A 17887-nucleotide genomic window follows, 5' to 3' on the forward strand; every position below is an offset into this window, starting at 1 on the left:
TTTTGTGCTCAACGTTACAGTTCTGCCATTAGCCGAGTGTAAGTTTGCGCTGTTAGATTGGTTCCGAGCGAAGGCAGACACGGGAATGAAAAAAGCAAATCAGAAGCACTTACTAACTTGCCATGATAGTCTAAGGCGACTGGAACCTCGTAGCGCTCCATACTGGAACATTCTTGAGTTTTGCCGCCACATCGGCGTTCAAAGATTGAGCATCGACAAAGTCTTTTGGGTAGCAAGAGTTAGAACTTTAAGCGGCGCATACAAGCAAGCCAGGTTAGCAACAGTCGCCCCATTTCACGACGACGGAATTGACTACGATGATGCCCTGAATTTGGCACTGTGTTGGTTTCAGTCACCTGAAGTCCAGGCCATAGCTTCCGAGCCATACGCCGCCGGGGTAAATCACCGACTTAAGTACACGAAGGAAGTTGAGCAATTTACGGTCGGTGACGCCATGGCAGGTTTTGTGGAGTGGAAACGGATCGCCGCCTCCAAAACCTATTTTGAAACAAGTCTCTCCCTCATCAATCACCATATTGTTCCGCGGCTCGGACACCTGCCTATTGAAGCGCTCTCCCAAGCAGTATTCACACAGTTTTGCGTTGATATCCTTGAGTCTCCTCCGAACCGTGGAAGAGCAAAGACGGCACCAAAAACCGCCCTCGACAAACTAGATCATGAGCGACTTCGCAAGCGAAAGAAAACACTCAACACGGTGATTGGCCTTCTCAAGATGGCAATAGAGATGGCCTGGGAGAACGGAGACGTGAAAGATGAGCGCGCTTGGCGCAAACTAAGGCGCGTACCTCACGCAGATTCACCGCGACAGTTCTTTCTTACCCGTGCCCAGGCCAAAAGGTTGATCTCGGCTTGCAGGCCGGATCTGGCGCTGCTGGTTCAAGGTGCCCTTTACACCGGATGTAGAGTTTCGGAACTTGCACAACTCAAGGCTCGCGACGTTGGTGGTCATGTTTTTGGCATCTACGTCGCTCCTTTGAAAAGCTATCGCGGGCGCCATGTAATTCTACCCGACGAAGGGATGTCCTTTTTCCTTGATCAAATTGAGTGCCTTGAAGACGAAGACCTTGTGTTTCGAATGTCTTCGGGGAAACCTTGGACAGGCTGCCATAAACACTTGTTCAAAGACGCGGTCAGGCGTTCACAATTGCCAGAACCCTTTGTTTTTCATGGCCTAAGGCACACGTACGCCAGCCAATTGGTTCAAGCTGGAACACCACTTGCGATCGTTGCTAAACAGTTAGGTCACTCAAACACCGATACCGTAAGCAGAACCTATGGACACCTTTGTTGCGACTCAATTGAAACCGAGATTTCCGCCCGATTTGCCCCAATTCATAAGCGAAAACGCGACGAACGACTTCACGAATTGAGAGACACGCTGCAAGCCGCGACGGAACCCACCTGGTCTTGGCCGCAAAAAAACAGGAGCCGAGCAACTGGAGAGTTGGTTCAATTACTTAAGGCGCACGAGCACGTTGATAAAAACAGAACCTAGTTCCTTGTTTGGCTAGTTTACCTGTAACTACCAGAAAGAGCCGCTATGCAACGTCACTCGGGGCAGCGTAGGTTGTGCGCATGAATAAGCTAGCTCTCTCCCTTCTGATCATGTCCGCGCTCCCTGCACTGGCCGGGGTTCAAGTCCGCGACGCCGATACAATCGTTGTCGACGGCACTCCAGTCCGGCTCAACGGCGTTGATGCACCGGAGCTGGGAACTAAGGCTGGTCAGGACGCCAAACGGTGGATGGCGAACTACCTGCGGGGCAAAGAAGTCCGGTGCGACCTAAACGGTGAGCGCTCTTATGATCGATACATTGGTATTTGCTATGCCGATGGGGTTGATATCGGAGCCGCGGTCATCGCGGCGGGTTATGCTCTGGACTGCGCGAGGTATTCCGGCGGACGGTATCGCGAGTTTGAAACTCCTGCAGCCAAAGCGCGTTTGTCCCGCGCCAAATACTGCTGATCCCCAAACAAAAAAGCAGGCATCCATCGGGACAACCTGCTTTCGCAAGATAGTCTCACGTTCACCTGTCTGCGTCAATCCAAGTTCGGTGTAGGACTTGGTAACTCACACTCCGTTTCCCATAGAGGAACCAAAAACGGAGTGTGAGACAAAGTGCCCACAACAATGGGAATAGCACCAAGCACCTTGTGCCTTACCGCTTAACCTGCCCCCTCTAGGCGCCAAAAGCACGTACCCGCACGTACGTTGGCGCAGGTTGGCCACAGGCCTAACTCAATTGTCGAAACCACATGAAACCCACGGGCGCATCGTCCGTTTGGTTGTGGTCTCACGCTGGGACGGAAGGCAAAATCTCCGTTGAATTTTGACCTTCTTACAGCAACCGACATCTGAAGAAGGAAGTTCCTAATGAGCATATTCCCCATGTGGCTAAGAACTCTTTTTGGCCGAAACGGATGCCGTTCCAAGGACCGGACTTTCCTCAAAAAGGGAAGGCTTCACTGCGAGCACATTGATCACCTTTCTGAGCGGCTCTTGCGGGACGTAGGCATGACGCCGGACGTCTATTCGCCAGCCAAGAAAAGGGCGTTGAATGACTTGGAGTGGGTGCGAATTGGAATGATAAAAAGGTAAAGCGCGCAGCGTCAGAGTGGGCGGATCAACTAAAGCTGCTCACTCAAATCACTTGGCGACGAGCGCCAGGTTTTTAACAGTGCGCCTAATCTCAAGTAGGAGGCTGTGCTGAGAGAACTTATCCAGAAGGCTCTCGAGGTAGATGATGGTGTCTTCGTCCAGGTTTGTGTCCCATTCATCTAAGACCAAAACGTACGGTTCTTCCCACAAGGCCAATCGCACGTTGGCAATAAACCGTTCACCTGGTGAATGATTTTCATCTGGCCCTTCGAAGAACCTTGTATCCCGGTCAAGATAGACTGAACGCTGACCGACCAGGAAAGCCATTTTCGCAAATGTTGATTTACCGCGGCCATGGTCACCTGTGAGCAAATAACGCCCGGTTTTCAAGCCACCGTACTTTAGCTCTTTAAGGAACCGATTGGGGTCAACGGTTGAACCGGTGGAAACATTTGTGAGCTGCAAGCCATCCGACCAATCGTGATGGGACACGTCTATGTCAGAGGATCCTCTCAGGAAGGTAGTCAGGTTCTGCATTTTCCGCCGGACTTCGAAGAACTTCATGCTGGTTGTAGTGAGCGCATTCGCATACTCAAACAGTTGCAAGGTCTTGGGCAACAACGCTATGGCAGCTCCGATTTCCGCGTTCGACCAGGTTTGGTAGTTCTTGATATAAATTGTGAGCACAACCACGCAGCAAACGACAGGTGTCAACGCTACTGACTGTTCGAGAGCCTTGTACTGACAGCGAGTTCGACAAAAGAGCTCCAGCCGTTCAAATTGCCTCCGCCTGACGAGCTCTCCTAAAGGTCGCGACATCAAAAACAGGCTATTCCAAAGGTACTCAACGTGCTGGTTGTTGGAAAGCCGCGCTTCCTGAAGCTGATTACCAAGATTAGAGGCAGTTCTCCCGATCACAGCTATAAGCACGACCACCATGAGAAGCGCAGCAAAGACTATTGCCGTCATCTCCAAACTGAAGACCGTTGTGTAAACGGCTAAGGTCAGGGCTACATTGAGAACCGCACTTGAACTGAGCACGACAAATGAAACGAACTCATCAATCGTCGTTGGCGCTTCACCAACCATCCAGTTTTGAAACTTTGGCCTTAGAGCCTGAACATCCGAAATCTGACCCGAACGACTCATCCCAACGACCTTGTCATAGTAGGCATGTAAGATATCGTTTTTGGCCTTTTCGCCCAAAGCTTCGGAAACAGAGCTAAGCATGTATCCGGCAAGTGCGGTGCTAAGAAAAAAGGCAACAAACGTCAGTGCGACCTGAGCCTGTCCAGTAGCAACCAATGCCCCTGCACGAGCAACGAAGAACGTTGAAGTAGCAAATAATACCTGCTGCAAAATGATAAAGAAAACGGCAGCGGCCAGGGATCGATTAAAGTACCTCAAGATGAAGCCTTCCACTCAAATGGATGCCGTTTGAGGGGCCAAAAATCAGTTCAATGCTGCAAGTAGCGAGTCTGAAATCGCGACTAATAGTTTGAATGCTCATTGAATTCCGCTGTCCTTCGTCAACTGGGCACCCCCCCCCTTAGGTGCGACTGCGACAGCAAGCGAGAGTACGAGCCTAACGTGCTAGTACGTACCTAGCCCCACTCCCAGAGACCCGCCAAAGGAAGCTGGAATGCAGCCTGAAAACGGCCAGCACATAGGGGAGCTAACTGGTGCCAAGCTACACAATTGAGGTGATCGGGGTTGAAGGAATACTATGGGGATCGTTCACTTCGTTAGGCGTGGTGGGGACAATCACTTATTTCGACGACGACCACTACGGGGTTGGTGACACCAATCCCATGTCTGAAACGGGCGACATTCCCACAATTACCGGTGTCACCGGAAACCTACCCACCGAGTGGGTGGGACAATCTTTGGCGTTCGGCTGGCAATCATCAGTCAACGACAACGATGATCCGGACATACTCGGCTTGATGATCGGTGGACCGCATAGTTGGGTCTTCGATTATGTGGTGCAATATCCTGGTGGTGAAACTCTCGTGAAAGGCCAGGAATACAAAGTCAAACTTTACGAGAACGTACCAAAAGAAGTCGCCATGTGTTTTTGCCGAGGCACTTTGATTGAAACTCGTGATGGGCACACAGCAGTTGAAGACTTGGTGGCGGGTGATCTGGTGTTAACTCAGGATCGTGGCCTACAGGCAATTCAATGGATTGGGTCATTCAAAATCGAAGCGATCGGACTTAGGAGAAACCCAAAACTCAAGCCTGTGCGCATCACGCAAGGTTCGCTTGGATTTGGTCTGCCAAATCGAGACCTGCTTGTATCCAGACAGCACCGAGTTCTCGTCTCCTCAAGGATAGCTGAGCGAACCTGCGGTTCGAGACAAGTTCTGATACCAGCAATCAAGCTGACAAGCCTTCCGGGCATCTATGTGGACGAAAGCGTAACCGAAGTTACCTACTATCATTTTCTCTTCGACCAACACGAAGTCGTGTTTTCGGAAGGCGCCCCAACTGAGAGCCTTCACACAGGCCCAGAAGCTTTGAAGTCAGTTTCTCCCGCGGCTCTTAAAGAGATCCTGACTTTGTTTCCTGAGTTGGCAAGCAAGACAAACGCTCGGAACCCCGCTCGGAGTATTCCTAACCACAAGCTCCAAAAGCAGTTGGTCACGCGGCACTTAAAAAACCAGAAACCTCTTTTGCAGATACCACCAACCCCACCGCCGTAGTTGGCATACGGCCTAAGATAGGCGTACTTTTATCCGCTAGCACGAAATTAAGGTCCGAAAATTCCACAAAGGCGCAGGAAAGACAAAACAGCCCTAGCTGTGTAATCAACTATCCAAATCCTCGAACTCCGCCTCAAGAAATACAATCTTGACACGAATCAGGTAATGCTCATCAAATTTGAGATAGCTTTTTTGATTAGGAAATTGAGATGATGAACCAGGCAATTTCTGCATGTAAGACTTTTTTGTTCTTGGCCACTCTGTTGTTTGCAGCTCCAGCGGCCGCACAAAACTACGACCTCGAGGTAAAGCCGGCGTCAGGCTCAAAAATTGAAAAAGGAAAGCAGTACTGGGTTTCCATCAAGTGTACCTCCGGAAGAAGAAAAATACTCTCGAGATCAAATAACTATACTTTCAATACGCCCAAAGCATACCTGCAAAGTATCAACTCAAAAGGCGAGTTCACCCCGTCGAGACGTGGCATTAGCGCTGCGAAATCAGCTTCGCTTTGGATTAGCATTGGGTCAGAAAACCTAGACATAACGAACGGTGTACCAAGCATCAAAGCAGAGGATGCCGGGGCTGGGAAAGGGTTGGACTCCGTCTTCATGCCTGTGTTTATTTTTGGACTTGGCGCGGGCGCGGATTACATAAAGCAAAACGACGCAGATTGCTCACGTGACTACATGGTCACTGGTCGAAGTTCCGAGACACTTGTAGTCAATGCAACACTTACAGCTAAATCTGGATGGGATTACGACGAAGACGAAGATCCTGTTGGAGCCGTGCTCGAGTTTGCAGACGAGACGCTAAAGCAGGCAGGCAAGTTCATTGACGGCACTTCTTTGGTCAAAGACTTGCCTCGTTTCTTCTTCGATATCGACGAAGAAGAGGAAACTGCTGAAATCATTGAAGAAAGAGGGCAAGCAGCCCAAGGTTTCGCATCTGCTTGGGCCAAGTTGGCAAAGTCTTTAGGAGATGAAGGCTATTTTAATGAAGACATGCAACTGCGCGTCGGAACTAACATCATTGAAAACCGGTACGCGCGGATCTTTATCGAAGTGACCGAAGTCGATAGCTTCATACATTCCATGGCACCATTTACCGCGAACTTGGAAACTGACGGCAGCGCCTTCTGGCCGCTAAAACTGGACGGGAAACCAAAATTTGATGCTCTGTTCGCTAACCGGAACGAAATAAATTTCCCCGGACGGCTAAGCCATGAACGTTTTTCCACGCTCCAATCAGAATGCGAAAAGTATGTTCAAGGCTTAGAACGAAAAGGCTTAAGTTCAAAGGCCGATCAAGCCTATGTTTTGGCTCGAATGTTGGCCTCCGATGCGCTTACGCAGATTGCAGCACAACGATGCTTTCATACGCTCAGCGAGTTACGTAATGAGCTGCCAGCATTGGCCAACGCGAAATACGCTCGCAAGAATTTTGTGCGGCCCAATGACATTCTTTTTTCAAACGCCAGTTACTCAAGGGTCAGTGCGCAACTCAAAATCGAGGCTGACCCTCTAGCCGTGGGAGAAGCCAAGACTACCCCGTTGGCCCAAGAAGCACAAACCGCGCTACCTGAGTTCTATAGACCATTTAACGCTGGAAAAACGCCAAATGGGTTGGATGGGACGATTCAAGTTTTGGACTCGGCCGGAGTTCTGGGCCCTGAAAAAAGTGACATCGAAAGCCCAAAGGATTTGGCTGAGGCATTTCGGAGCGCCGGTTTCAACCGAGCCAACTGCTTCTTTGTTAACAACACTGCTAACCAATCGGCACTAGGAACAGGCTACTTTTCAGGTGACGTCGATGGAGTATTTTTGCTTCATAAACTGCCTCCTGCATCTAAGGTCAGCGGTAACGTCTACACGCCCAAACTGGCGGTCGTAGCCCAAGTTTCGATCAATCCAGCAACCAAGAAAATTTGGCGCGTTATCACAACTGAGTTGGACTCAGCTCCACTGTTTTCCGGAAAGAATGTTTGCGAATCCAAAAAGTCGAAATCAAGAACATTTGACGAAAACTTCACCAGCATGCTCTCAACAGCACGCGACCTTTTTGTTGTTCAAAGCAACCAACCGGAAAAAGTGGCTGAGTTTGAAGTTTCTGTAGATGATAACATTCGAATTATTGACCACAGCGGCACTGTGTTGAACAGCGCTGACGCTCTTGATCGCAACGTTGTTATGCCAAGAGAGGATGTGTTTTCGGCCATCGCTGCGGCAGGATACAATGCGTTTTCGTGCGGACTGTTAAGAGCCGCGCCTGAGGCCGGTGAATCCGATATCTACTTTGCGGGCCGGAAAGCACTCTTTGTGCTGCATAAAAACCGTTTTGAACCAATATCGGACGACGCCATCATAGTGTTGGTTGATGCCAATGGTGCCGGTGAAATCGAACTACTGGAATTGATTTCCAGGGAAGAGCTCGCTCCAAATAAAGTTTTTAAAGGCATTGGTGGGTGCGGTGATGAGGCTGCCACAGGATGAGCCTTGGCTCTAACTGCCCATTCGAAGCGCAAAAGCGGCAGAATTTGACGGTTTAGAAGGCAAAAATGATTGAAGAAAGCTACACATATGCGGGTCTTTTAGATGACGTACTGGCCCGCTGCGAACCTGCGTATAAAGCGGACGATAGGTACTTTCAGAAGGTTCTACTGCGGTCAGTGTTCTTCGGCTCGCGCCTGCTAATAAACGACGGATACATTTTTTATGGATCCGGTTTGGATCAAGCCACAAAGCAGAATTCCCTATTGCGAGAACTGAATCGCAATGGACATGCTCTTCTGCTGTCAAAACTTCCCGAATTTGACCCAGACGCATTTGCTCGGTTGCCTGAAAAACTTGCCGGAGACGGCGTTAACACAAGTAGACGTGTAGTTACATCTCCAGAATGGCCAGAACAAAAGGAAAGCCTGCGAAGGTGGGGTGAAACGATACGTTCCTATGGGAGCTGGCGCCGCTTTCCGCCGTATCAAATGCACATCGGCTTTCAGAAGATTTTCGAGCGCCTTGCGGAAAAATCGCCAGTAGATTTTGGCCTGACAGGTGTATCAAAAGAGGGGTTTTCGGCACTCCTTGAAGATTTCAGAAAGCACCCCGACTACGCTTTGTCGCCACGAGGGGCGATTGAAGAGGTTCTACGTGAAATTGTCGTTAGCAAGGATGGATTTAGGGACCAACGATCACAAATTCTAAAGATCGCATGTCAAGCGTACCACTACAATTTTGGTATGGCTCTTACGTCTTCATTGGGTGAACCGGTTGTCTCTGAGACGTTCATCGGTCTAGCTTTTGACGAATTATTGGAGCTTTCTGATCCAGTGGATACGGAACTCCTAGAATTCCCCGTCGTCTCAATTCCGAATGGTCTACCATTGGATCAGCCTAGGCTTTTCATGGACTTCGTCATACCAGACACCGACGCACACGAAGCCAAAACGAACTATCTTGAAAACCTCAATCAAAGCCTCGACGTGGCTTTGACAAACTCTGAATCTGCGCGATCAATGATATCAGAGGCTAGCACGGAGTATCGCAAATTCATTGCGGGACACTTTGCACGGGAAGGCATTTCAATCGACGCTCGTTTGGAACAGTATGGCCCCCTCGTGTCCTTCGGCCTTAAGCCTGTATTGGGTGGGCTAGCGGTTGTTGGAGACCTAGCACTCGCTGTTTCCAAAGCCGCGAAAATCAGTGTGGCCGCCAATTTCATTGAAGGTATTAACAAGAAGGCCTTCAATGCTATTCTAAACCCAAACAACAAGGTCGGAAATGTAGTTCCGCGTGATCAAATTGCGGTTCGTGAAATTGCGCCTCGGTTTGCAAAGATAGCTTTCAATCGACCGGCGGCCGACGCGCACGTAGCAGATTTACCGAAATTCAATTGATACTCACGCTCTAGCCCTGGCCTATTGCTTGCTTCGGCGGCCAATCTACTTGATCTAAACCGGAATCCTTTCGCTCGCCAGCATATGTGGTCGTTGAAGCCAGATCACGTCCTTGCCGCGTCCCGTGCCTTGTTGCCGGAGAGAATTTGCCTGTAATAGGAACGAACCATCTGGCTATCGTCACTTCAAAGAGTTTTTCCGCCCATAGAGTGATGGTGCACCGACCAAAAGTCGCAGAACATGCCCCATAGACCAGAATCTGAAAAGTGTAGAACAAAAAGGTCTTCTGTCTCACTGATTGAAAACGTGCCAGGACGCTCAAACATGATATCTAGCGCCACCTTAAGTCGCGCCTGATTCACTTGTGCCGCATATGAGTGCGCCTCATTCCAAATAAAGCTCTTTTCTATTCGACAGTCATCCCCTCTGGTGGAGCCGTCGTACGTTTCCAGGGACTTGAGAGCACAAACGAAATTTTTTAGAGTTTCCAAACAAAATCTCCAATGACCTATGAAAGTTCTTGGAAGCGGCTTTAGACTGGCTCCCAGCCTACCCGAACTATTCCACTGATTGGATTTGTAACCTCATAAGCTTTAGCAGCAAACCGTGAAAGCTTGCTTTTTAGCTCCGGGATGTTGCGACACTTGAACGTATCGTGAAGCAGCAAATCTCCGTCGTCATCAATTTCGACATCAACGTTATTCAGTCCTGAGTCCCAAAAGGCGTTTTGCAGTTCAGAAATCTTACCGTACGGAAGCTCTTGCCCGTGCAAAAGTACGATAACGGTGGACCAGCTATCAAGAGGGTTCCCCTTAAAGAGGCCTAACGATAGTTTGAGCCCATTTCTTGCCGTCAATGTGTAAGTAATGCCACCCCCATTGGGAAGTGCTTGGCAACCTACATTGGCAAATTCCGTGCGCAAGTATTCTTCCAGTATTGCATTCTCAGTCAATTTAGCTTTCCTCGATCAACTTAAGGTCAAAATCCCATTTTTCTCGCATGTATTTTTGCACCACCGGAGCCGCTTGCATCGCCAAATCTCGGCGGGAAAAATACTTGAAGTCCACGTCAGCATAGCCAGTAAGTATCAATTGATTCATTTCAATAAGCGGCTGACCAATTGTTTCGTTGGCTATGCTATCTAGAGAACCTAAAAATAACTGATAGTCTCCATCGTCATAGTGAACCAACCGCAAGACTTGTTGATCCGCTGGTAGGATTGGTGTTTCACTTGGTTGGAAGCCATCAAATGGACTAGTGACCGCCCAAGGAATGGCATACGTGTAATAAAGCACACGACGAGTAATTTGTGCTGGAACTCTACCGTCGTTAGCCTCTTCCATCAGAAATGCAAAGAGTGGAGCAACCGCAAATTGTGCGGCATCCCCTCCACCTTCAAAAGCAATCTGCACAATCTCGTCGCATTGCTGGTCATCCAATACGTTAATCATATTGAAGTAGAGAGAACTTGCTAGGATCAGGCGCGCACTCCAGTCATTGCTGATCTCAGACAAAGCGCCTAGTTTTTTGTTCTGCACATACAGTGGACTGGACTCGGTTGTCATCCAACGGTCCAGTGCGCTGGTCCGATTTAGTTCGCATTTCGCGTTGGTACTCTGCATGGTAAGTCCTTACTGCGCGGCCATTTTTACGGGACGCCAAAACACAGCGCTTGAATGCCACTCTTGGAGGCATTGGCTCAAATTTTTGGCCATCGCTCAGCCACTGTTTAAGCAACCCAGTTTGATGTTTTTCTATTTCGCTCATTACGTCGACTTGGCAACCCGTTTTGCTAACAAATGAACACGGATATTTCTTGTTCTCATGTAGATTGCGATAACCAAAAAGCGCATTAACAAATGTTGGTTTAAAGTGAATATCGGCAACCTTGCATTGAACACCTCACAAAAACAACACTTTTGTGATTGTGCACATATTTGAACCACATAACGTCGACCGGCAACTGCTACTGGCTCAACAACAGATCGAACAAGTCGTCCGATCCCGGCAGTGGTCGGGATACTGCTCTAGTAGATTGAATTGAGACTGAGCTATTGCATCTGCGCTCCAAAAGCACAGTGCTTGAGGATCCTAGACCTAAGAGCCGCCGTGAACTTAGATGCCTGACTGGCACGCGGCAAATACAGGCAAGGAGCCTCAAGTATCCTAATCGACAGAGCTCAACTTCTATCCGTTAGCAACTTCAGCCCGGCAACAGCAAAGAACACTCCCAAGGTTGCCTGTATGTATCGCCGCGCTCGGCTGTAAGCGGCGACCATAAACGAAGTTGAAAAGGCGATCGCATAGAGCGTGTGGATCACTGTTGATAGAACAAAGATACCCAGCACGATTGCAGCTGAAACCCAGATAGGGGAGCCCGGCTGTAGGCCCAATGAAATGGTGGCAATCCATGCAAGTGCAGCCTTTGGGTTGGTCATCTGGACTGTATACCCACTCAGGGCGTAGCGAAGTGGCGACCGATATTTTTGACCAAGCTTCTTAACTTCCAAATCATAAGCTGATGCCGCGGACTTGAAAGATTTGTAAGCGAGCCAGAGAAGATAAACACCACCCGCGACTTTGATGAACATCAGAGCTGACGCGTATTTCGCAAGCAGCGCAGAAAGGCCTGATGCGGCGAGGACACCCCAGGTTAACGATCCCACCGCCACTCCAAGTGCAAGCGAGACCCCGGACTTACGATCCACGCTCATTGAAGTGCCGATGATTGCCAAAATATTGGGACCTGGGCTGGCTACCCCAACAAGGAAAATGGAATACGCCAACAGGATGCCAGGCAAGTAGATGGAAAGCTGATCCATGAAACCTCTTTCTTCTCATGATAACACAAACCTGAATTCGCAAAGCAACCGTTTGAAACCACACAAAACACTGGTGTTGTTCTGGCTGAACCAAGACTTGATCCCTTAGTTGGGCAGGCGCCAGAAAAGCAGCTGTGCCTACCTTTGGCGGTATAGGCGCTTCAACTCAGAAAATGGTTCGTTAACGTCAGAGGTGCGGGCGCAGGCATGTCCAGAGATTCAGAAACCGATATTTCGATGGTTCGGCACATCGCATCGAGAGGCAGGCCATTCTGCACGTTGTGAAATGGTGCTTCCAACTCGCTGGTCACCTCCTGAAGTCCAAAGAAAGCATAGGATACCACAGCTGCACAAACTGGTGTGAACCAGTTTGTCGACCCGATGAGCGCAAAGGGAAGCAACCAACAGTAGAGGTACGTGGTTCTTCGGACCAACAGCGAATATACAAACGGCAACGGAGTTGTCGCGATCCTTTCACAGCCGGCCTGAGAACGTGCCAGGGAGGAAAGTGTATCCATGATTGTCATTTGACCAAAACCACTGAGTTTTTCAGCCTTAGCCAGTTGAGCCATTTGATCAGCCATTGAACGAAGAGCTGCATCTGCGGGGTTGTTTTTAGCCACCATCGCTTCAGACCATTGCGCCCCAACCCAATCTTTGATGTCGGCTTGCACTTCAATCTTACGTAGTGACCCTCGGTGCAAATGCGCAAAGGCAGCCGCGTAACTTAGGAGCGTCTTCCGATCCTCTTCCTTAGTCAGGAAAATTCTTGCCTGATACCCCAATGCGCGTATGTCCGCGATCATTGATCCCCAGAGCCGACGGGCTTCCCACCAACGGTCGTATGCAGCGTTGTTGCGAAATCCCAGAAAAAGAGAAAGGGCGACCCCGATCACGCCCATTGCTGCGATCGGAATACGCGGCAATTCAATTACGTGGTGATCGACCAGCAACACGCCAACGGAAAGCACTGTGACTGTTGCGATGTTTCCAATAATCTTTGGCACCACCGAGCCTTGCATCACAAGGAACAATTGTAGTGGTGATGGTTGATCTCTGACGATCATGAGCGCCTCTTCACTTGGTCAATTCCGCTTGAATTTTTCGAGCTACACAACCTCGAAAATTTGCCGTTCTTGTAGCTGCGACTAAGACTCTCTTCTTCAACTGGATCAACCGTCAAACGGGCGCTTTGCTTGCACAAAACGCCCGTCTTCAGCTACTCAATTATTTCTGTCACACGATCTCTGTTGTTACGTCGACATTACCCCTTACAGAGTTGGAATATGGGCAAATCCCATGCGCTGCTTTGGTCAGTTGCTCCGCAGCTTTCAGTTCTACCCCAGGTAGCGAGACCTTGAGGTCGACCTTTAGTCCAAATCCACCTGCCTCACGTGATCCAATCCCGACAGCGGTTTCTACCGCAACAGCCTCGGGAACTTCTGGCAGAGAGTCGTCTTGGGATGCTGCGAACTTCATCGCACCGATGTAGCACGCTGAATATCCAGCAGCGAACAACTGCTCTGGGTTGTATCCCTTTGCAGAGCCGCCCATCTCGGCGGGCGTTGCAAGATCAAAACTTAGATCAGTTCCTGCCACCTTGGCTTTGCCGTCACGGCCGCCGGTTGCTGAAGCATGTGCTGTATAAACTGGGTTAATTGACATTCGTGTTCTCCATTAGTGCATTTACGAGTGGTTTGCGCACCCAAAAACGCGGGGAAAAATTTTCCCAGTACGTTCAGTGTTGTTACTGTGTACATACGGCTGTCGCGAAAGGCTTCTAACGCCAAAAATCAGTTTCATAGGCAATGAAGCCCCAACGGATCAGCCGATCCCGGCAGTGGCCGGGATACTGCTATAGCGATGGGGATGAAGCAGCGCGGTCGCTACGAAGCGCAATGAGGATGGGCTTCAATGCTGGTGAATGCGCTCAGCCCTGACAACCCTTGCGTTGGCGTGATCCCAAACAGAGTTGCTGCGGTCCTTGTCAGATGTGCCGCATCTGAGAACCCTGCCTGTATGCCTGCAAGACCGATCTTCTCGCCATTAAACGCAGCATCAACTGCGCACATCATAGCCGCCCATATCTTGAACTTGCGGAAGGTCTGGCCCGTTGTCGACTTAAAGTGGCGCAATGCAAGCGTGCGCTCGAGCTGTAACTCTTGTGCAAGGTCCAACTGAGACAGCCTTTCAAACGGGTCATTGTAAAGACGCTCTACGATCCGCATTACTCCAGCATCCGAAGGCATGTCGTCTCGGTTGAGCATCTGACGATAACCTGCCAGAGCCATGTGGTCCCTCTCCTGAATTGCCTGAGGTAAATCTTGCCAGGCTTCGGGCAGCTCTCCAAACTTGGGGGCGTTCTCGTCCAGTTTAACGCCATCCAGATACACAATTTCCGCGCCCCCCTCTCGGATGACGACGCGATGTGCCACATCGGGTTTGATGCAGATCGCATGCGCTTCCGTTTGGTCGCTGTCATCGCCAACTAGAACAGGCTCTCTGCGCCCAACAATGACGCATGTCATCAGGTTCTCATGCATCCCAAGCTCGCCTTTATCGAAGGAGAATTTGTGGTTGCGAAAAGCGGGGGCAACTGAAGACATAACCACTTCACCTAACTTTGTGGGCAACTTTGGCGCAATCCTGAGAATGCTGCAGCAAGGGGCAAATGTGAAGGACGGTCCGAAGGGACTTGCACGTTTCTTCAAGAGAGTCGTCCGGAAGATGTGCTTAGTAAGGGCCTCTGGCTCCGACTATCTAATCCGAGGACTTATGACACACATTTTTCGAAAGCTGGCCATTGCATTTGGTCTGCTAATTTTCTGCGGCGTGGTGGCTTGGCATGCGCTCCCATCTCAGGTCGCAAAAGGTCTGATCGCCCTAAACAACGCCTCCGCAGGGCTGCGCTCCAAAGTGATTTCAACTGACGTTGGAGATATCCATTATTTGGAAGGCGGCCAAGGTGAAACGGTTTTGCTGGTACATGGCATTTATGCGCGCAAAGAACACTGGGTCGAAGTGGCCCGGGTGCTTGCCAAGGACTACCGCGTAATTGCCGTGGATCTTCCCGGGTTTGGGGACAACGCCCTGCGCGCAGACGACGACTATTTGTTAGATCAACAGCAGGCAAACTTACTGACCGTGATGCAGGCGCTTGAGGTGAAGGTTGTTCACGTTGGAGCAAACTCCATGGGCGCTTATGTTGCCGCACTCTTGGCCGAAGAGCATCCGGAACTAATCGCAAGCCTTTCCTTTATCGGCAGCCCACTTGGGGTCCCTACCCCAACACCAAGTGACATGGATAAGGCACGAGACCTCGGGATAACCCCTCTGGTCGTTCAAACAACCGAAGACTTTGCTGAACGTAACGAGTGGCTGTCCCCAAATATTCCATACATCCCCGGCCCGATCCTTAGGACTTGGTCGGAGGACGAGGTGGCCCGGGCAGATCACAACGCCCGCATATGGGATGTCGTGCATAGCAAGTCCGACGTGCCTACGGTCTTGGATCTTGCGCCCGCACTTGAGATGCCGACGCTGATAATCTGGTGTCAAGAAGACCGGATTTTTCATATCAGCGGCGCCGCAATACTCGAACGGAGTTTACCGTCATCACATCTGGCGACGCTGGACAACTGTGGACACGTTCCAATGTTGGATAAGCCCGCTGCTGTAGCGTCAGAGTACCTCAAGTTCCTGTCGTCTCTTCCGGATCCTGAGGAACAATAGCCGGCCTGTCGCTTTAGCGAGTTTCAGAACACTCTCGCATCTCTGCGAGCGGCAGGTCGTCCGATCCCGGCAGCGGCCGGGATACTGCTCTAGTTGTATGGGGGGATGCGGCGCGCTCGGCTATACATGCGGTATCAACTGCAAAGCACGGAAAGCGAGCTTTGCAAATTAGAATGGGCTGTGTTTTTTACTCAGAAATCCACAACTTATCGTTCGATTTAGGATAGCTGTCTTTGCGTTTAGAAATCTCTGATGACAAGAAGGTAACCGATAGCTTCGACATGGTGTCTTTCTCGAAACGAAGTTCCTTAATTCGGCGCAATCTTTTGGGACATATTTCAATTTTGGAATTCTTCCATTTACCAGAGTTGCATGATCCGATGTACAGAAATGCTTCTTCTTCACCGTCTTGCTTGCAGTGCTCTACAAGCTTTTCGATGTCTCCAATGGACTTTTCAATTGCAGCCTCGGTTCCGACCCGCAATTTCTGGTGGCATCGGGCCAGCCCAGCTACGTAACCGCGAACAATGAATTTTAGATCCAAGTACTTAACACCCAGCGCTTCGACCTCTTCCTTGGTTTTCCCCCGTATTTTATCTGAACTTGTAAATTCCTCCACGCTTATTTGAGGATTGACCGTAAATCGATCTCGAACTGGAGTACCTACTGTGAAGCGTTCTTCTTCATGCAAAGATTTTCGAGAAAACACATTTCTGCTGAGAGGCAGTGAGCGGTGGAGAGAGTGGTTGCGAAGGGCTTCCCCCAATCTGTATTGAAAATTTTGATCAAACTCCTCGCTAAAAACTTCGCCTGCGAAATCTTCCATGCCCAAGCTTTTCAGAATTGAGGTCGCCCGCTCGATGAAAATTCGCCCTGAGGTAAAGAGGGAGATGAGCTTCAAGCTAATAGTCTGTCTAGCTTCATCGAAGAAGTCCTCATACCCTTCGGTGTTTGCGCGTCCTAACTGATACCTCAAGCCGAGCTTGAGCAAATGAAGCTCGAACTCATAAACAGAATCTGAAAGCAACTTGTAGGTATCTTCATATCTGAAAAGAAGCTTTAGTTGGCCTTTTGCTTTGACCACGCTTTCGAACATTGCCTGATCAACTTCAAACTCAGTTTCACCTGAATACCCCACTAAAAACTTGCAATCACACATTGGTCGCACCCGAATTGATTAAGCTGCCAGATGAATATTCCCTTCTTGCCGCCTTTGGCTACCGCGAAAACCTGTAAAGGGGAGTGTTTTGCCCACCCCTACCCGCAATCGGGTGAGAGCAACCCCACGCCCTTACATCAACAAACGGGGCGCCTTACCCGGCACGACCTCAAGCAGCGCGAAGCTATTTACGAATAAGACCGGCCGATCCCGACAGTGACCGGGATACTGCTCTAGTAGTATGGGTGGATGCGGCGCGTTCAAATCCAGCTGCGATAAGGGCCGCAAAGCCCGGGCCTAATCCAGCTCAGTCCAAGGCCAAGGCTTAACGTTACTGGCAGCCGTTTGGAATCTTGCCGCCTTGGCTATCCAAACTCCCAAGTCGGTTCCAAAATCGGCCAACCGCTCATTGGGCTGCTGATTGTTGACCATCATGACAACAAACTGAACAATCGTCGCCACCCCTAGCACCGTTTGTGCAACTGAGATCATGATAGCGATCAGCACCATGTAAATGAAACGTTGGAGCATATTGTCTGGTTGCTCAGGTTCATTCTGTTCGCCATGCAGGCGGCCTTCAATCTTTGCTTCGTCGTCCACAATCTCACCCCGTTTTACGATTGAGCCTATGCAATAAAATCCACCATCGGACTTTGGCAGCAACCAGCTGCATTACCAAGGCAGTGTAAAGACGCAGGGTGCATAAAAGTGCCAACAGCAACGGTTACCAGCACTTTCGGCACATTGGCGAAAGTTTCGACAGCAACCATGCAGCAGGCGCGACATTCTTTGACCAGCTTCACGAAAGCAGAAGTGCAGAGAACTAAGGCAGCCGAAGCCAATGCTGCAGTAGTCGCCAATGGCAGCGAAGCGCAGAAAGCTGACTTTGCAAATTGAGTGTCGTTTAACCGAAGTGGACCTTCACTGATCAGAAAAGTAGACTTGGATAACTTGAGGAAAA

16 protein-coding genes are annotated in these 17887 nt (G+C 49.9%); 7 read left to right on the forward strand and 9 right to left on the reverse strand.

The genetic code is table 11. The annotated features are described in order from the left end of the window. Positions 1-85: 85 nt before the first annotated feature. Together JXR15_RS12650 and JXR15_RS12655 are read left to right on the forward strand one after the other, a co-directional pair. A complete protein-coding gene (locus tag JXR15_RS12650) occupies positions 86-1516 on the forward strand; it encodes a tyrosine-type recombinase/integrase (RefSeq protein ID WP_422053564.1) in 1431 nt (476 codons plus the stop codon). A gap of 80 nt (positions 1517-1596) precedes the next feature. Beyond that, the gene (locus tag JXR15_RS12655) at positions 1597-1986 is read left to right on the forward strand and encodes a thermonuclease family protein (RefSeq protein ID WP_422053565.1); all 390 of its coding nucleotides are present in this window, start codon (positions 1597-1599) and stop codon (positions 1984-1986) included. A gap of 681 nt (positions 1987-2667) precedes the next feature. Here JXR15_RS12655 and JXR15_RS12660 read toward each other — a convergent pair. After that, positions 2668-4041: a hypothetical protein gene (locus tag JXR15_RS12660; protein WP_422053566.1), complete on the reverse strand. Its 1374-nt coding sequence runs from the start codon at positions 4039-4041 to the stop codon at positions 2668-2670. Positions 4042-4301: 260 nt separating this feature from the next. Between JXR15_RS12660 and JXR15_RS12665 the strand changes: the two genes are divergently transcribed. The 3 genes from JXR15_RS12665 (at position 4302) to JXR15_RS12675 (ending at position 9213) form a co-directional block, all read left to right on the forward strand. Next, a complete protein-coding gene (locus tag JXR15_RS12665) occupies positions 4302-5324 on the forward strand; it encodes a Hint domain-containing protein (protein ID WP_422053567.1) in 1023 nt (340 codons plus the stop codon). A gap of 209 nt (positions 5325-5533) precedes the next feature. Beyond that, positions 5534-7813 (forward strand): hypothetical protein, encoded by a 2280-nt coding sequence (locus JXR15_RS12670; protein ID WP_422053568.1) that lies wholly within the window; start codon positions 5534-5536, stop codon positions 7811-7813. A gap of 65 nt (positions 7814-7878) precedes the next feature. After that, the gene (locus JXR15_RS12675; protein WP_422053569.1) at positions 7879-9213 is read left to right on the forward strand and encodes a hypothetical protein; all 1335 of its coding nucleotides are present in this window, start codon (positions 7879-7881) and stop codon (positions 9211-9213) included. 532 nt (positions 9214-9745) lie between these two features. Here JXR15_RS12675 and JXR15_RS12680 read toward each other — a convergent pair. From JXR15_RS12680 to JXR15_RS12705, 6 genes are all read right to left on the reverse strand, one after another. Next, on the reverse strand, positions 9746-10165 hold the full coding sequence (locus JXR15_RS12680; RefSeq protein ID WP_422053570.1) for a hypothetical protein: 420 nt from the start codon (positions 10163-10165) through the stop codon (positions 9746-9748). Between the two features lies 1 nt (position 10166). After that, on the reverse strand, positions 10167-10778 hold the full coding sequence (locus tag JXR15_RS12685) for a hypothetical protein (RefSeq protein ID WP_422053571.1): 612 nt from the start codon (positions 10776-10778) through the stop codon (positions 10167-10169). Between the two features lie 615 nt (positions 10779-11393). Further along, positions 11394-12035: a LysE family translocator gene (locus tag JXR15_RS12690; protein ID WP_422053572.1), complete on the reverse strand. Its 642-nt coding sequence runs from the start codon at positions 12033-12035 to the stop codon at positions 11394-11396. A gap of 161 nt (positions 12036-12196) precedes the next feature. Next, entirely contained in the window at positions 12197-13102 is a 906-nt protein-coding gene (locus tag JXR15_RS12695) for a bestrophin family protein (protein ID WP_422053573.1), read from the reverse strand. A 169-nt stretch (positions 13103-13271) separates the two neighbouring features. Then, positions 13272-13700 carry an organic hydroperoxide resistance protein gene (locus tag JXR15_RS12700; protein ID WP_422053574.1) on the reverse strand — a complete coding sequence of 143 codons (429 nt, stop codon included), beginning with the start codon at positions 13698-13700 and terminating at the stop codon, positions 13272-13274. A 221-nt stretch (positions 13701-13921) separates the two neighbouring features. Beyond that, positions 13922-14563: a helix-turn-helix domain-containing protein gene (locus JXR15_RS12705; RefSeq protein WP_422053575.1), complete on the reverse strand. Its 642-nt coding sequence runs from the start codon at positions 14561-14563 to the stop codon at positions 13922-13924. On the opposite strand from JXR15_RS12705, the gene JXR15_RS12710 reads away from it, so the two are divergent. Beyond that, entirely contained in the window at positions 14550-15767 is a 1218-nt protein-coding gene (locus JXR15_RS12710; RefSeq protein ID WP_422053576.1) for an alpha/beta fold hydrolase, read from the forward strand. The two genes, JXR15_RS12705 and JXR15_RS12710, sit on opposite strands and share 14 nt — an antisense overlap. A gap of 187 nt (positions 15768-15954) precedes the next feature. On the opposite strand, the gene JXR15_RS12715 is transcribed toward JXR15_RS12710, so the two are convergent. Continuing rightward, positions 15955-16926, reverse strand: coding sequence for a hypothetical protein (locus JXR15_RS12715; protein WP_422053577.1), 972 nt, complete (start codon positions 16924-16926; stop codon positions 15955-15957). Between the two features lie 297 nt (positions 16927-17223). Next, positions 17224-17529, reverse strand: a complete 306-nt coding sequence (locus tag JXR15_RS12720) for a DUF4389 domain-containing protein (protein ID WP_422053722.1) — start codon at positions 17527-17529, stop codon at positions 17224-17226. 105 nt (positions 17530-17634) lie between these two features. Between JXR15_RS12720 and JXR15_RS12725 the strand changes: the two genes are divergently transcribed. Beyond that, positions 17635-17823: a hypothetical protein gene (locus tag JXR15_RS12725; RefSeq protein WP_422053578.1), complete on the forward strand. Its 189-nt coding sequence runs from the start codon at positions 17635-17637 to the stop codon at positions 17821-17823. Positions 17824-17887: the final 64 nt, after the last annotated feature.

The sequence above is a fragment of the Shimia sp. genome (assembly GCF_049116215.1).
Lineage (GTDB): Bacteria > Pseudomonadota > Alphaproteobacteria > Rhodobacterales > Rhodobacteraceae > Shimia.